Below are 14897 nucleotides of genomic sequence, written 5' to 3' on the forward strand. Positions count from 1 at the left end.
GAAGGTGGAGCTAATGAAAAAGAGTATTAAAGAAATAAAAGAAGAACTAAAGCAAGTGAGAAGCCCGGAAGATGCTTTATTTAAGGTATATGCGCAAGATGAGCGTAAAGGTGTGCAGCAGGTTATTATTCAAAAACAAAGGCAATTTGAAGCCGCTGAGCGCTTGAAGAAACAGTTTAATGAAATGATGGCATATGAAAACGAATTATACAATCAAGGAGCAACCTATATTGCCGGAGTAGATGAAGTAGGAAGAGGACCGTTAGCAGGACCGGTAGTAGCTGCTGCTGTTATTTTGCCGCCGGATTTTTTTCTCCCTGGTTTGACGGATTCAAAGAAGTTATCAGAGGCAAAGCGAGAAGAATTTTATGAAGAAATTTGTAAAAGCGCTGTCGCTATCGGTATAGGTATTATAGACGCAGAGGTCATTGATTCTATTAATATTTATGAAGCAACAAAAAAGGCAATGACTGAAGCAATTGAACTTCTAGCTGTTCAGCCTGATCAACTCCTTATTGATGCGATGAAGCTGCCGGTGCCTATTTCGCAGCAGTCAATCATCAAAGGCGATGCTACAAGCATTTCGATTGCTGCAAGTTCTGTTATTGCAAAAGTGACGCGAGATCGAATGATGAAAGAACTTGGTGAACGCTATCCTGCATACGGATTCGAAAAACATATGGGATATGGAACAAAACAACATTTAGAAGCAATCCAACAATATGGAATTTTGCCAGAACACCGCCGATCTTTTGCACCGATAAAAAACCAAGTAAACTAGAACATGATACCCGAGCATATCTCTGCTTTTTAGTGCATATTTTACATGCGGGATTTTAGGTTCAAAAAGAATATAGCCTATTTAAGTGGAGGTATTGCTACGGGTGAAGTTCGTAAATTATTTTCCTCTCAGTTCGCTTCAGTTGTGAAGGTTGATTTACATGATCAACCATACGTTTAACGTCCGCAGAGCCTCATCGACTTCATAAGGTATGGTTAAGTACTATCTCCATAAAAATATCAATTTTCTTATTATTTCAATATTTTTCACTAGAATAGTAGACAATTAGACAATTATTTTTATACAATGAAAGCGCAGTCTATTTTGTGCAGTATAGTTTTGTGGTTGATTATGTTAGGAGGATGGGAAATGAATATCCATGAGTATCAAGGAAAAGAACTACTCAGAAAATATGGGGTTGCAGTACCAAACGGTCGAGTAGCTTTTACTGTTGAAGAAGCAGTTGAAGCAGCAAAGGAATTAGGTTCACAAGTATCAGTGGTGAAAGCACAAATCCATGCTGGTGGACGCGGTAAAGCGGGCGGTGTCAAAGTAGCAAAAAACTTAGATGAAGTTCGTACATATGCACAAGATATTTTAGGAAAGACCCTCGTAACACACCAAACAGGCCCTGAAGGAAAAGAAGTTAAGCGCTTGTTAGTTGAAGAGGGATGCGATATTAAGAAAGAATACTACATCGGTTTAGTTCTTGATCGTGCAACGTCTCAAGTTGTATTGATGGGTTCTGAAGAAGGTGGAACTGAAATTGAAGAAGTGGCGGAAAAAACGCCTGAAAAAATCTTTAAAGAATATGTAGATCCTGCGATTGGTTTACAAGCATTCCAAGCTCGCAGACTTGCATTTAATATTAATATTCCAAAAGAATTAGTTGGAAAAGCAGTTAAGTTCATGACAGGTTTATATACAGTATTTGTTGAAAAAGACTGCTCAATCGCAGAGATTAATCCTCTAGTTGTAACAGGTGACGGAGACGTTATGGCATTGGATGCGAAGTTAAACTTTGATTCAAATGCGCTGTATCGTCAAAAAGATATTCTTGAATATCGTGACCTTGAAGAGGAAGATGCTAAAGAAATTGAAGCATCTAAATACGACTTAAGCTACATTTCACTAGACGGTAATATCGGTTGTATGGTAAACGGTGCAGGTTTAGCAATGGCAACGATGGATATTATTAAACATTACGGAGGCGACCCTGCTAACTTCCTGGATGTTGGGGGCGGCGCAACTGCTGAAAAAGTAACAGAAGCATTCAAAATTATTTTATCTGACCAAAATGTAAAAGGTATTTTTGTTAATATTTTCGGCGGGATTATGAAATGTGATGTTATTGCAACAGGTGTTGTTGAAGCAACGAAACAAGTTGGATTAAGCCTTCCATTAGTTGTTCGCTTAGAAGGAACAAACGTTGAACTTGGAAAAGAAATTTTACAAAAATCAGGCTTAAATATCACAGCTGCTGAATCTATGGCAGACGGCGCACAAAAAATCGTTTCACTAGTGAAATAGAAAGGCTGGGGGATAGGAATGAGCGTATTTATTAATCAAGATACAAAAGTAATTGTACAAGGAATTACAGGCGGAGTTGGCCTTTTTCATACACAGCAAATGTTAGAATATGGAACAAAAATTGTTGGTGGCGTAACGCCAGGTAAAGGCGGCTTAGAAGTAGAAGGTGTTCCGGTATTTAATACGGTTGCCGAGGCAAAAGAAAAAACAGGCGCAACGGCTTCTGTTGTATATGTTCCGCCAGCATTCGCAGCTGACTCCATTATTGAAGCAGTTGACGCAGATTTGGATTTAGTTATTTGTATTACGGAAGGTATTCCAGTATTAGATATGGTAAAAGTAAAGCGTTATATGGAAGGAAAACGTACGCGCCTTGTGGGACCTAACTGCCCAGGTGTTATTACACCGGAAGAATGTAAAATTGGAATTATGCCAGGGTACATTCACAAAAAAGGTCATGTAGGTGTAGTTTCACGTTCTGGTACATTAACATATGAAGCTGTTCATCAACTTTCTGAAGCTGGCATTGGCCAATCAACAGCTGTTGGTATCGGTGGTGACCCAGTGAACGGCACGAATTTTATCGATGTATTACAAGCGTTTAATGAAGATGAAGATACGTATGCAGTAATTATGATTGGTGAAATCGGCGGTACAGCAGAAGAAGAAGCGGCAGAATGGGTAAAAGCAAATATGACAAAACCTGTGGTCGGCTTCATTGGTGGTCAAACAGCACCTCCAGGAAAACGTATGGGCCATGCTGGTGCTATTATTTCAGGTGGTAAAGGGACAGCGTCTGAAAAGATTAAAACAATGAATGAGTGCGGTATTCAAGTAGCTGAAACACCATCTGTTATGGGAGAAACACTTATTAAAGTGTTAAAAGAACAAGGCATTTACGAGCAGTGTAAGACTCATTAATAGAAGACATATAGCCTCCTTTGACCGGGGGCTATTTTGTCCATTTAAAAAGGAGATTGTAGAATGTCTGATTTACGGGAAAAATTAATTCATTTAGCACATTGTCCATCTGTTAATTGGAAACAAATTTTTACGCTACTTCAACAGAATTCTTCATTACAAAATCTCTACGAGTACTCTCCATCACAGCTTCAAAAACTATTGACTCTCTCGATTGAACGTGCTAATCAAATAAAAAAAGATTTGCAAACTATTCCAATACGAGATATTCTAGATAAATATGACGCTGAGAATATTCAATGTGTCACCATCCTAGATGATGAATATCCTGAACTTTTGCGCCATATTTATGATCCGCCTTGGGTATTATTTGCAAAAGGAAAGGTTTCTCTTCTACACGCTCCAGAAAGCTTAAGCATTGTAGGAACAAGGAACCCCACTTCATATGGAACTGCAGCTCTGACTCATATTGTGAAGCCGATGCTGCATGAAGAATTTGTCGTTGTAAGTGGACTAGCTTCAGGGATTGACCAGGCTGCTCATGAACTGGCTATCGCTGAAAAAGCTAGAACGATTGCAGTTTTAGGCGGAGGGTTTTATAATATTTACCCAAGAGGAAACCAAAATTTAGCAAGAGAAATTGCGCAGCATCATTTGCTGCTTTCTGAATATGCCCCGTCTATGAAGCCGACGAAATGGTTTTTCCCTCGCAGAAACAGAATCATTAGCGGATTAACAGGGGGCACGTTGGTGGTGCAAGCAAAAGAAAGAAGTGGATCTTTTATTACCGCCGACCAGGCGCTTCAGCAAGGAAGAGAAGTATTTGCCATACCGGGTTCTATTTTTGAAGAAACATCATGTGGAACGAATAAGTTAATCCAATTAGGGGCAAAACTTGTGCAAAGCGCTGCTGATATTACAGGTGAAATGATGTATATAAGATGAATGTTTCAAAGTAGTCATATTCTTGCATGGTATGAAATACTAGTGAGATACGTAGTAAAATCGTATGACTTATCTTTTGGACATTTGACAAACAAGAACCAAATATTTAATAATAATGAAGATTTTATTCTACCTCTTGAGGAGGAACAAATAGATGTCTGACTACCTAGTAATTGTAGAATCGCCTGCAAAGGCTAAAACAATTGAACGTTATTTAGGAAAGAAATATAAAGTAAAAGCATCGATGGGACATGTTCGCGATTTACCTAAAAGTCAAATGGGAATTGATATTGAACAGGATTACAATCCGAAATATATTACAATTCGCGGGAAAGGCCCGGTTTTAAAAGAACTAAAAACAGCGGCTAAAAAAGCAAAAAAGATTTACCTAGCAGCCGATCCAGACCGTGAAGGAGAAGCGATTGCATGGCACTTGGCGCACAGTTTGGATGTAGACATTGCATCGGACTGTCGCGTAGTATTTAACGAGATTACAAAAGAAGCGATTAAAGAATCTTTTAAACATCCACGAGCAATTAATATGGATTTAGTAGATGCTCAGCAAGCACGCCGTATTCTTGACAGGCTGGTTGGCTACAACATCAGTCCATTGCTGTGGAAAAAAGTGAAAAAAGGATTAAGTGCCGGAAGGGTTCAATCAATTGCAGTGCGGTTAATTATTGATCGTGAAAAAGAAATTGCAAAGTTTATCCCAGAAGAATACTGGACGGTAAAAGCAACTTTTCAAAAAGGAAACGACCAATTTGAAGGCCAGTTGATCGAATATCAAGGGAAAAAAGTAGAGCTATCGAATGAAAATGATGTAACCAACATTGTTAAACAATTAGATGGAAATGAATTTTCAATTTCTAAAGTAACAAAACGTGAGCGAAAGCGTAATGCGGCTCCTTCTTTTACCACGTCTTCATTACAGCAAGAGGCAGCGCGGAAACTGAACTTCCGAGCGAAAAAAACAATGATGATTGCGCAGCAATTATATGAAGGAATTGATTTAGGAAAAGAAGGTACAGTAGGTCTTATCACGTATATGCGTACCGATTCTACTCGTATTTCAGAAACAGCTCAAACAGAAGCTAGAGATTACATTACGAACGCATACGGAAATCAGTTTGTGGCAACGGAAAAGCGTAAAGAAAAGAAAAATTCGAACGCGCAAGATGCCCACGAAGCGATTCGTCCAACTTCAGCTCTTCGTAAACCAGGAGAGGTAAAAGAGTTCTTATCGCGTGATCAGTATCGATTGTATAAGTTAGTATGGGAGCGCTTCGTTGCTAGTCAAATGGCACCTGCAATTATGGATACAATGGCTGTAGATTTGAAAAATGGGGACGTAACATTTAGAGCAAACGGCTCGAAAGTTAAATTTCCAGGCTTTATGAAAGTGTATGTTGAAGGCAATGATGATCAAGTGGAGGAAAAAGAAAATCTTCTTCCAGATTTAGAAGAAGGAGAAGTAGCTTATTCTAAGGACATCGATGAAAAGCAGCACTTCACACAGCCGCCGCCAAGATATACTGAAGCTCGTTTAGTCAAGACATTAGAAGAGCTAGGCATTGGACGACCGTCTACATATGCTCCAACACTTGACACGATTCAAAAGCGCGGGTACGTAACGCTCGATAACAAGCGTTTTGTTCCAACAGAACTTGGAGAAATTGTACTGGAGCTTGTATTGGAGTTTTTCCCGGAAATTTTAGATGTAGAGTTTACAGCTAAAATGGAAAACGATTTGGATGAAGTGGAAGATGGTAATGTTCAATGGGTGCGTGTTATTGACGAATTTTACAGTGATTTTGAAAAACGCCTAGAACATGCTGAAAAAGAAATGCGCGAAGTGGAGATTAAAGATGAACCTGCCGGAGAAGATTGTGAAGAATGCGGTTCACCTATGGTATACAAAATGGGACGCTACGGAAAATTTATGGCATGCTCTAATTTCCCTGACTGCCGCAACACAAAGCCAATTGTAAAAGAGATTGGTGTAAAGTGTCCGAAATGTGAAGAAGGAAATATCGTTGAGCGAAAATCGAAGAAAAAGCGTACATTTTATGGCTGTGATCGATTCCCGGGCTGTGATTTCGTATCTTGGGATAAGCCGATTGCAAGAAAATGTCCGAAATGTGAAAATCTGCTTGTGGAGAAGAAACAGAAAAAAGGAACTCAAGTCGTCTGTACAAGTTGTGATTATAAAGAGGAAGCTCAGCAGTAAAAGAGAATGGGATGAATTCCCACACTTTAAATTTAAAAATAGCAGTTATATAAGATGCGGCGACATTGCTTCATGTGCTAAAATGGAAACGTTATTAGCGACATTGAGTAATGTCGCATTTTCTTTGTCTCGTTAAAAAAGAAAAGACAAGTGAATGAATAAGGAAAATGATAGAAAAGATAGAAATGAAGTTGGAGGATTTACAATGAATGAACAAGTAATTAATGTTATCGGAGCAGGTCTTGCTGGAAGTGAAGCAGCTTGGCAGATCGCAAAGCGCGGTTTGAAAGTCCGTCTTTATGAGATGAGACCAGTGAAGCAAACACCTGCTCATCATACGGACAAATTTGCTGAATTAGTATGTAGTAATTCACTGCGCGCGAATACATTAACAAATGCAGTGGGTGTTTTAAAAGAAGAAATGCGATTATTAGACTCTGTAATTATTCGTTCAGCAGACGAGTGTGCGGTTCCAGCAGGTGGAGCACTGGCTGTTGATCGTCACGAATTTGCCGCTCGTGTGACGGAAAGTGTTAAAAACCATCCGAACGTAACGGTTGTTAATGAAGAGATTACGGAAATTCCACAAGGACCAACTGTTATTGCAACAGGTCCGTTAACGTCAAAAGATTTATCAGAACAGCTGCGCGCGTTAACAAGTGAAGATTATTTATATTTTTACGATGCGGCTGCACCTATTATTGAAAAAGACAGCATTGATATGGATAAAGTATATCTTAAATCTCGCTATGACAAAGGGGAAGCTGCCTATTTAAACTGTCCGATGACAAAAGAAGAATTCCACCGTTTTCATGAAGCATTAATCAATGCAGAGACGGTTCCTTTAAAAGAATTTGAGAAAGAAATTTATTTTGAAGGATGTATGCCAATTGAAGTAATGGCTTCACGCGGAGAAAAAACAATGCTTTTTGGACCAATGAAACCAGTTGGGTTAGAAGATCCGAAAACAGGAAAGCGACCTTATGCAGTTGTTCAGCTTCGTCAAGATGATGCAGCAGGTACACTATATAATATCGTAGGTTTCCAAACACATTTAAAATGGGGAGCACAAAAAGAAGTATTAAGCTTAATCCCAGGTTTAGAAAATGCAGAAGTAGTACGCTACGGAGTTATGCATAGAAATACGTTTATTAATTCTCCTAAATTGTTAAAGCCTACGTATCAATATCGTGAGCGCGATGACTTATTCTTTGCTGGACAAATGACGGGAGTAGAAGGATATGTAGAATCAGCTGCGAGCGGATTAATGGCAGGAATGAACGCAGCTCGACTTGTGCTTGGTGAAGAATTGGTTGTATTGCCGCAGGAAACGGCGATTGGCAGTATGGCTCACTATATCACACATACAAATGCTAAAAACTTCCAGCCGATGAATGCCAACTTTGGCTTATTCAAAGAATTGGAAGTGCGAATCAAAAACAAACAAGAACGAAATGAAACGCTTGCTAAAAGAGCATTGGAAACTATTCAGAATTTTACAACAAAATAATCAAAATTGTTTGCAAGGGCTACTTAATTGTGATAATATTTAGTAGCCCTTGTGAGGTGATAACATTGGAATTTGTTAAAGATGTATTAAATTCCTTTCTAGAATATTTACAAATTGAGAAAAACTATTCAAAATATACAGTTGACTGCTATGAAAAAGACATAGGTATCTTCATGTCTTTTATGCAGGAAGAGCAAATACAAAACCTACAAAGTGTTACATATGCTGATGCAAGGCTGTTTTTAACACGCCTATATGAAAAGCAGTATTCAAAAAGATCGATGTCACGCAAAATTTCTTGTTTGAGAACGTTTTATCGTTACTTAAATAGAGAAGAATTAGTAGAAGATAATCCATTTGCGCTCGTTACCCTTCCTAAAAAGGAGGAGCGAAATCCTCGCTTCCTGTATGAAGAGGAGATTGTGAAATTATTTCAAATGAATGACTTAACAACTTCGTTAGGGCAGCGTAATCAGTCTCTATTAGAATTGCTGTATGCCACCGGAATACGAGTGAGTGAATGCGCATCTATTAAGCTTAGCGATATAGATTTTTCACTTCAAACTTTGCTCGTATATGGCAAAGGGAAAAAACAACGGTACGTGCCATTTGGCTGTTATGCCAAGGACGCTCTTAGAGTATATATAGATAATGGAAGAAAGCTTCTTTTAAAAAAGGCTCCTTCTGATACTCATTCGCTCTTTTTAAATTATAAGGGGACACCGTTGACAGACCGAGGCATACGCTTAGTCATTGATCAGTTAGTAAAGAAGACCGCTGAGAATATACATATTAGTCCACACGTTTTGCGGCATACTTTTGCGACTCATATGTTAAATGAAGGGGCAGATTTACGTACAGTTCAAGAAATGCTAGGTCATGAACATTTATCAACCACTCAAATATACACACATGTGACGAAGGATCGTTTAAAGGCAGTTTATATGAATCACCATCCTCGCGCATAAAAGGAGGAGTTAATTTGTCTACTTTCCATGCTACTACGATTTTTGCGGTTCAGCATAACGGTCAATGTGCCATGTCTGGGGACGGACAAGTAACGTTCGGAAATGCTGTTGTTATGAAACATACTGCTCGAAAAGTAAGACGTTTATTTCAAGGGCAAGTTCTTGCCGGCTTTGCAGGTTCAGTAGCTGATGCATTCACTCTTTTTGAATTATTTGAAACGAAGCTTGAAGAGTATAACGGAAATCTTCAGCGTGCAGCCGTTGAGCTTGCTAAACAATGGAGAAGTGACAAAGTATTGCGAAAGTTAGAAGCAATGCTTATTGTTATGAACAAAGATAACTTACTGTTAGTATCAGGAACGGGTGAAGTTATTGAACCGGACGACGGCATTTTAGCAATTGGATCAGGCGGAAATTATGCTTTATCAGCGGGACGTGCATTAAAACAACATGCAGGCGAACATTTAACAGCTAAAGAAATTGCAAAAGCAGCTTTAGATGTAGCAAGTGAGATATGTGTTTATACAAATGATCATATTATTGTAGAAGAACTGTAGGAAAGGGGATTTTTTTATGAATTCTCATTTAACACCTCGACAAATTGTAGAAAAGCTCGATCAGTATATTATTGGTCAAACGAAGGCAAAGAAAGCGGTCGCTGTTGCGCTGCGAAATCGCTATCGACGCGGTCAGTTAGACGAATCTTTACGTGATGAAGTTGTGCCGAAAAACATTTTAATGATTGGTCCTACAGGTGTGGGTAAAACCGAGATTGCACGCCGCTTAGCTAAGCTTGTCGGTGCACCTTTTATTAAGGTTGAGGCAACAAAATTTACGGAAGTTGGATATGTAGGACGCGATGTAGAATCAATGGTTCGTGATTTAGTGGAAACGTCAGTTAGACTTGTGAAAGAAGAAAAAATGAACGGCGTGCGTGATCGCGCAGAAGAAAATGCAAACAAGCGGATAGTAGAGCTTCTTGTTCCAAGTAAAAAGAAGCAGCAATCGTTTAAAAATCCGTTTGAAATGATTTTTTCAAACGGTACACAGTCAAGCGATGCGGATCCTGATCAAGATGAGGAAACGAATATTGCATCGAAGCGCAAGCAGATTGCTCATCAGCTTGCTTTAGGAGAGCTTGAAAATCATTATGTCACAATTGAAGTAGAAGAGCAACAGCCTTCTATGTTTGATATGTTACAAGGTTCGGGTATGGAACAAATGGGTATGAACATGCAGGATGCCTTAAGCAATTTTATGCCTAAAAAACAAAAAAAGCGCAAACTTACTGTTAAAGATGCACGAAAAGTATTAACAAATGAAGAAGCGCAAAAATTGATTGATATGGATGAAGTGACGCAAGAAGCTGTGAATCGTGCAGAACAATACGGAATTATTTTCATTGACGAAATTGATAAAATTGCTCAGAAAAGTGGTAATTCATCTTCCGCTGATGTTTCACGTGAAGGCGTACAGCGAGATATTTTACCAATTGTAGAAGGGTCAACGATTGTTACAAAATATGGCGCAGTCAAAACTGATCATGTTTTATTTGTAGCAGCCGGTGCTTTCCATGTATCAAAACCGTCGGATTTAATTCCAGAATTGCAAGGTCGATTCCCAATTCGCGTTGAATTAACGAAGCTAACCGTTGAAGATTTTATAAACATTTTAGTAGAGCCAGATAATGCGTTATTAAAGCAATATGCGGCATTATTGGAAACTGAAGGTATACAAATTGAATTTTCTGACGATGCTATACGTAAGATTGCAGAAATTGCATATCAGGTAAATCAAGATACAGACAATATTGGTGCAAGAAGGCTTCATACGATTTTAGAACGTTTGCTAGAGGATTTATCGTTTGAAGCACCAGAAGTAACATTAGAGAAAATTGTGATTACTCCGCAGTACGTGGAAGAAAAATTAGAAAAAATCGCTAAAAACAAAGATTTGAGTCAATTTATTTTATAGAACTGAAATCGCAGGAGGAAGAGTACTAATGGATTTATTAGGGAAAACTAGAAAGATTAATGCAATGCTACAAAAAGCAGCTGGTAAACCAGTAAACTTTAAAGAAATGGCTGAAACACTTTGCGAAGTGATCGAATCAAACGTATTCGTAGTAAGCCGTCGCGGTAAATTATTAGGAATCGCTGTTAAACAGCAAATTGAGAATGCGCGCATGAAAGATATGTTAGAAGCACGCCAGTTCCCAGAAGAATATACTCAAAGCTTATTTAACATTCAAGAAACATCTTCTAACTTAAACATTGAAAGTCAATATACAGCTTTCCCAGTTGAAAATAAAGACTTATTTGATGCAGGACTAACAACAATCGTTCCAATTATTGGAGGCGGAGAGCGTCTAGGTACGCTTGTACTATCTCGTTTAGACCGTCAGTTCGAAGACGATGATTTAATCCTTGCTGAATACGGGGCAACGGTAGTAGGTATGGAAATTCTTCGTGAAAAAGCAGAAGAAATTGAAGAAGAAGCACGTAGCAAAGCTGTTGTACAAATGGCAATTAGCTCATTATCATACAGTGAGTTAGAAGCTATTGAGCACATCTTTGAAGAGTTAAATGGAAATGAAGGACTATTAGTAGCAAGTAAAATTGCTGACCGCGTTGGAATTACACGTTCAGTAATCGTAAATGCGCTACGTAAATTAGAAAGTGCTGGCGTTATCGAATCACGTTCTTTAGGAATGAAAGGAACTTACATTAAAGTTCTTAACAACAAATTCTTAGTAGAGCTTGAAAAATTAAAATCTAACTAAGTTTATGAACAAAAAAGCACACGGGCAAAGTCCGTGTGCTTTTTTGTATGCTCTCAGTACAAAAAGATTCGCTGTGGGTTAAGACGATTCGTTCACTATTTTTATAAAACTTTAACAAACTTCATATAAAAATCTAAAAATTATATTATAGAATCTTTAAATAGTAAAAAGATACTGGTTGATTACAAATCGTTACTTTTATTACATATTGTTCAGGACTTATGGTATATATTTTGATTTTAAATTAAAAAAATAGAGCTAAAGTATAGCATTGATGTTAAAATATGCTTGGAAAATGAATGAAAATTTTGGTTTATAGTCCAAAAGTTCTTAAAAAAGGATAGACATTGCATGAAATTTTTCTTACAATAAGTTCTATGGTACTAAAGTCGAAATTTGTCTCATTTTGAGAAAAATAGAATAGATAAGCAGGTGTAAGAATTGAGTTTGTTTTCAACTACTTTTCAAACAATTGAAAATGGAATTAGCTACGCGTCACAAAAGCAGCAGACGATTGCACAAAATATCGCAAACGTTGATACTCCAAATTATAAATCGAAAACAGTAACGCGTACGAGTGGATTTCGAGATTTATTACATAACGAGTTAGAAGCATATCAGACTGATTCAAAACATATCCCATTTTCTAATTCATTCCAGAGAGTGATTACCCAGCAAGGAAACACTTCTTATCAAGCAAACGGAAATAATGTGGATATGGATAAAGAGATGGCGGATATGGCTGAAAATCAAATTTACTATGAGGCGCTAGTAGATCGTTTAAATGGAAAATTTAATTCTCTTCAAACAGTCATTAGAGGAGGTAAATAAGTTTGACTATTTTTCAAAATATGAATATTACATCTTCAGCTTTAACTGCCAATCGTTTAAGGATGGACGTTGTTTCATCTAATATGGCGAATGCTGAAACGACAAGAGGGACGTACGTTAATGGTGAGTGGCAGCCTTATAAAAGAAAAATGGTTGTCATGCAGTCTGATCGTTCGCCTTCTTTTTCGTCCCTCTTACACTCCGAAATCAATAAAAGTCAAAACAATGGTGTAAAAGTCACAGATATCGTAGAAGATAATACTCCTTTTAATTTAGTATATAACCCGACGCATCCAGATGCGAATGACCAAGGGTACGTGCAGATGCCGAACGTAGATCCTTTAAAAGAAATGACGGATTTAATTAGTGCTACTCGATCTTATGAAGCAAACGTCACGGTCTTTAATACAAACAAAAGTATATTAACAAAGGTGTTAGAAATTGGGAAATAAAGGAGCGATAAAATGATTAACGGTATCAGCAATCAAATAGCAATAGCAAAAACAGCAGCTTCTACTAGCACTGGACAAACAACTCAACAGTTTTCAACGTTTTTAAAAGACTCAATCAATGAGTTAAACAATACTCAACGCGCTTCGGATATAGTGACTGAAAAGCTTGCTAAAGGAGAAAACGTCGAACTCCAAGATGTAATGATTACTGCTCAAAAAGCAAGTATTACGATGCAAACGGCTCTTGAAATACGCAATAAAGCTGTTGAAGCCTATCAGGAAATGATGAGAATGCAAATGTAATTGAGCGGTTATTAAAGAAAATGAAAATAGTAATAACCGGAGGAATACCATGAATGAAAGAATAGCTCTTTATCGAGATAAGATGAAAGTCTTTTGGAATAACCGCAAAAAAGGACAAAAAATAGCCCTTATCGCTGCTCCTCTTGCGGCTATTCTAGTCATTAGTTTAGCATCTGTTTTTTTAAACAAGGATAAATTTGTCCCTCTTTATAGCAATCTATCGGCTCAAGAAACAGGACAAATCAAAGCAGAGCTTGATGCTAGAAGCGTTCCTTCAGAAATCTCTGATAATGGAACAACCATTTCGGTGCCTGAACAAAGCGTTGACTCGCTAAAAGTTGATTTAGCTGCACAAGGAATTCCTGATAGCGGAAGTATCGACTATTCGTTTTTTGGGAAAAATGCGAGCTTTGGTATGACAGATAATGAATTTGATGTGTTAAAACTCGATGCGATGCAAACTGAATTGGCTAACTTAATGAAAAACATTCAAGGAGTCAACGATGCAAAAGTGATGATTACCCTTCCCAATGAAAGCGTCTGGGCGAATGAAAAGCAGGGAGAAGCATCAGCATCGATTGTGCTTAATACAAAGGCTGGTTATAAATTTGATGATCAGCAAATTAAATCTCTTTATCATTTAGTATCCAAAAGTGTGCCAAACCTTCCTACCGATAATATCGTCATCATGAACCAATATTTTGAGTACTTTGATTTAAAAGGTAACGAAACGAATTCAGCTTCTAGCTCATTTGCTTCGCAGAACGAAGCGAAAAAAGAAGTTGAGCGAGATATTCAGCGTCAAGTACAGCAAATGCTAGGAAGACTGGTCGGTCAAGACAAAGTAATGGTTTCTGTTACAGCAGATCTTGATTTTACACAGGAAAATCGCGAAGAAAAGCTAGTAGAGCCTGTTGATAAAGATAATATGCAAGGAATTGCCGTTAGCGCTGAAAAAATTAATGAAACATTTTCTGGTAAAAACGCTCAAGATGGAGGCGTTGCTGGAACAGGAGAAGAAGATACAACAAATTACTCATCTAGTACAACAAGTGGAGACGGAGACTACGAAAAAAACGAAGAACGAATTAATTATGAAGTGAATCGAATTCATAAAGAAATCGTCGAAAGTCCATACAAAATTCAAGACCTTGGCATTCAAGTAATGATAGATCCGTCCAATGCAAAAGGGAAATCACAAGTTTCCGATACGCTTGAGTCAGACGTTCAAAAAATGTTAGGTACAATTGTCCGTACTTCTATTTCAAAAGATGCAAATACGAAAGCTCTCTCGGATAACGCGGTCAGCGATAAGATTACCGTTTCCGTTCAGCCTTTTAAAGGACAAGAAACAGCTGACAACACAGCAAGTTCGATTCCATTGTGGATGTATATAATCGGAGGAGCACTGCTGCTTATTATTGTTGTTCTTATTGTGCTGTTGGTTAGGAAAAGGCGTCAAGACTTAGATGAAGAGGAATATGATGAAGAGTACGATGAAACTTTTGAAGCATATGAAGCGGCACAAAAAGCTCCTGTTTTAAGTGCTGAACAGCAAACAAAAAGCAATCTTGAAACGTTAGCGAAGCAAGACCCGGAAGAGTTTGCAAAACTGCTGCGAACATGGATTAGTGAGGATTAGGA

Annotated in this window: 14 protein-coding genes; all 14 read left to right on the plus strand. The window is 38.0% G+C overall.

Features of this window, described 5'->3' with window-relative positions:
* Positions 1 to 13: 13 nt before the first annotated feature.
* The 14 genes from POF52_RS03495 (at position 14) to fliF (ending at position 14895) form a co-directional block, all read left to right on the plus strand.
* Positions 14 to 781, plus strand: coding sequence for a ribonuclease HII (locus tag POF52_RS03495; RefSeq protein WP_271989748.1), 768 nt, complete (start codon positions 14 to 16; stop codon positions 779 to 781).
* Between the two features lie 369 nt (positions 782 to 1150).
* A complete protein-coding gene (gene sucC / locus POF52_RS03500) occupies positions 1151 to 2311 on the plus strand; it encodes an ADP-forming succinate--CoA ligase subunit beta (RefSeq protein WP_013058890.1) in 1161 nt (386 codons plus the stop codon).
* Between the two features lie 18 nt (positions 2312 to 2329).
* The gene (sucD, locus tag POF52_RS03505; protein ID WP_016765409.1) at positions 2330 to 3232 is read left to right on the plus strand and encodes a succinate--CoA ligase subunit alpha; all 903 of its coding nucleotides are present in this window, start codon (positions 2330 to 2332) and stop codon (positions 3230 to 3232) included.
* Positions 3233 to 3295: 63 nt separating this feature from the next.
* A complete protein-coding gene (gene dprA, locus POF52_RS03510) occupies positions 3296 to 4177 on the plus strand; it encodes a DNA-processing protein DprA (RefSeq protein WP_271989751.1) in 882 nt (293 codons plus the stop codon).
* A gap of 154 nt (positions 4178 to 4331) precedes the next feature.
* Positions 4332 to 6407, plus strand: coding sequence for a type I DNA topoisomerase (gene topA, locus POF52_RS03515; protein WP_258357446.1), 2076 nt, complete (start codon positions 4332 to 4334; stop codon positions 6405 to 6407).
* 205 nt (positions 6408 to 6612) lie between these two features.
* On the plus strand, positions 6613 to 7917 hold the full coding sequence (gene trmFO, locus POF52_RS03520; protein ID WP_271989754.1) for an FADH(2)-oxidizing methylenetetrahydrofolate--tRNA-(uracil(54)-C(5))-methyltransferase TrmFO: 1305 nt from the start codon (positions 6613 to 6615) through the stop codon (positions 7915 to 7917).
* A gap of 65 nt (positions 7918 to 7982) precedes the next feature.
* A complete protein-coding gene (gene xerC, locus POF52_RS03525; RefSeq protein ID WP_047930786.1) occupies positions 7983 to 8885 on the plus strand; it encodes a tyrosine recombinase XerC in 903 nt (300 codons plus the stop codon).
* 14 nt (positions 8886 to 8899) lie between these two features.
* Positions 8900 to 9442, plus strand: coding sequence for an ATP-dependent protease subunit HslV (gene hslV, locus POF52_RS03530; RefSeq protein ID WP_013058884.1), 543 nt, complete (start codon positions 8900 to 8902; stop codon positions 9440 to 9442).
* Between the two features lie 16 nt (positions 9443 to 9458).
* A complete protein-coding gene (hslU, locus tag POF52_RS03535; RefSeq protein ID WP_271989759.1) occupies positions 9459 to 10859 on the plus strand; it encodes an HslU--HslV peptidase ATPase subunit in 1401 nt (466 codons plus the stop codon).
* A 28-nt stretch (positions 10860 to 10887) separates the two neighbouring features.
* A complete protein-coding gene (gene codY / locus POF52_RS03540) occupies positions 10888 to 11667 on the plus strand; it encodes a GTP-sensing pleiotropic transcriptional regulator CodY (RefSeq protein WP_013058882.1) in 780 nt (259 codons plus the stop codon).
* 441 nt (positions 11668 to 12108) lie between these two features.
* Entirely contained in the window at positions 12109 to 12498 is a 390-nt protein-coding gene (gene flgB, locus POF52_RS03545) for a flagellar basal body rod protein FlgB (RefSeq protein WP_176583373.1), read from the plus strand.
* Positions 12499 to 12500: 2 nt separating this feature from the next.
* On the plus strand, positions 12501 to 12950 hold the full coding sequence (flgC, locus tag POF52_RS03550) for a flagellar basal body rod protein FlgC (RefSeq protein WP_258357443.1): 450 nt from the start codon (positions 12501 to 12503) through the stop codon (positions 12948 to 12950).
* 12 nt (positions 12951 to 12962) lie between these two features.
* On the plus strand, positions 12963 to 13253 hold the full coding sequence (gene fliE, locus POF52_RS03555; RefSeq protein WP_016765405.1) for a flagellar hook-basal body complex protein FliE: 291 nt from the start codon (positions 12963 to 12965) through the stop codon (positions 13251 to 13253).
* 49 nt (positions 13254 to 13302) lie between these two features.
* Positions 13303 to 14895: a flagellar basal-body MS-ring/collar protein FliF gene (gene fliF, locus POF52_RS03560; protein WP_271989763.1), complete on the plus strand. Its 1593-nt coding sequence runs from the start codon at positions 13303 to 13305 to the stop codon at positions 14893 to 14895.
* The last annotated feature ends 2 nt before the right edge of the window (positions 14896 to 14897 follow it).

The organism is Priestia sp. AB, assembly GCF_028369225.1.
Classification (GTDB): domain Bacteria; phylum Bacillota; class Bacilli; order Bacillales; family Bacillaceae_H; genus Priestia; species Priestia megaterium.

Bases quoted from the DNA above. Each gene is read 5' to 3' on its own strand.
- POF52_RS03495 (WP_271989748.1), top strand. From the start codon at position 14: ATGAAAAAGAGTATTAAAGAAATAAAAGAAGAACTAAAGCAAGTGAGA.
- sucC (WP_013058890.1), top strand. From the start codon at position 1,151: ATGAATATCCATGAGTATCAAGGAAAAGAACTACTCAGAAAATATGGG.
- sucD (WP_016765409.1), top strand. From the start codon at position 2,330: ATGAGCGTATTTATTAATCAAGATACAAAAGTAATTGTACAAGGAATT.
- dprA (WP_271989751.1), top strand. From the start codon at position 3,296: ATGTCTGATTTACGGGAAAAATTAATTCATTTAGCACATTGTCCATCT.
- topA (WP_258357446.1), top strand. From the start codon at position 4,332: ATGTCTGACTACCTAGTAATTGTAGAATCGCCTGCAAAGGCTAAAACA.
- trmFO (WP_271989754.1), top strand. From the start codon at position 6,613: ATGAATGAACAAGTAATTAATGTTATCGGAGCAGGTCTTGCTGGAAGT.
- hslU (WP_271989759.1), top strand. From the start codon at position 9,459: ATGAATTCTCATTTAACACCTCGACAAATTGTAGAAAAGCTCGATCAG.
- codY (WP_013058882.1), top strand. From the start codon at position 10,888: ATGGATTTATTAGGGAAAACTAGAAAGATTAATGCAATGCTACAAAAA.
- fliE (WP_016765405.1), top strand. From the start codon at position 12,963: ATGATTAACGGTATCAGCAATCAAATAGCAATAGCAAAAACAGCAGCT.
- fliF (WP_271989763.1), top strand. From the start codon at position 13,303: ATGAATGAAAGAATAGCTCTTTATCGAGATAAGATGAAAGTCTTTTGG.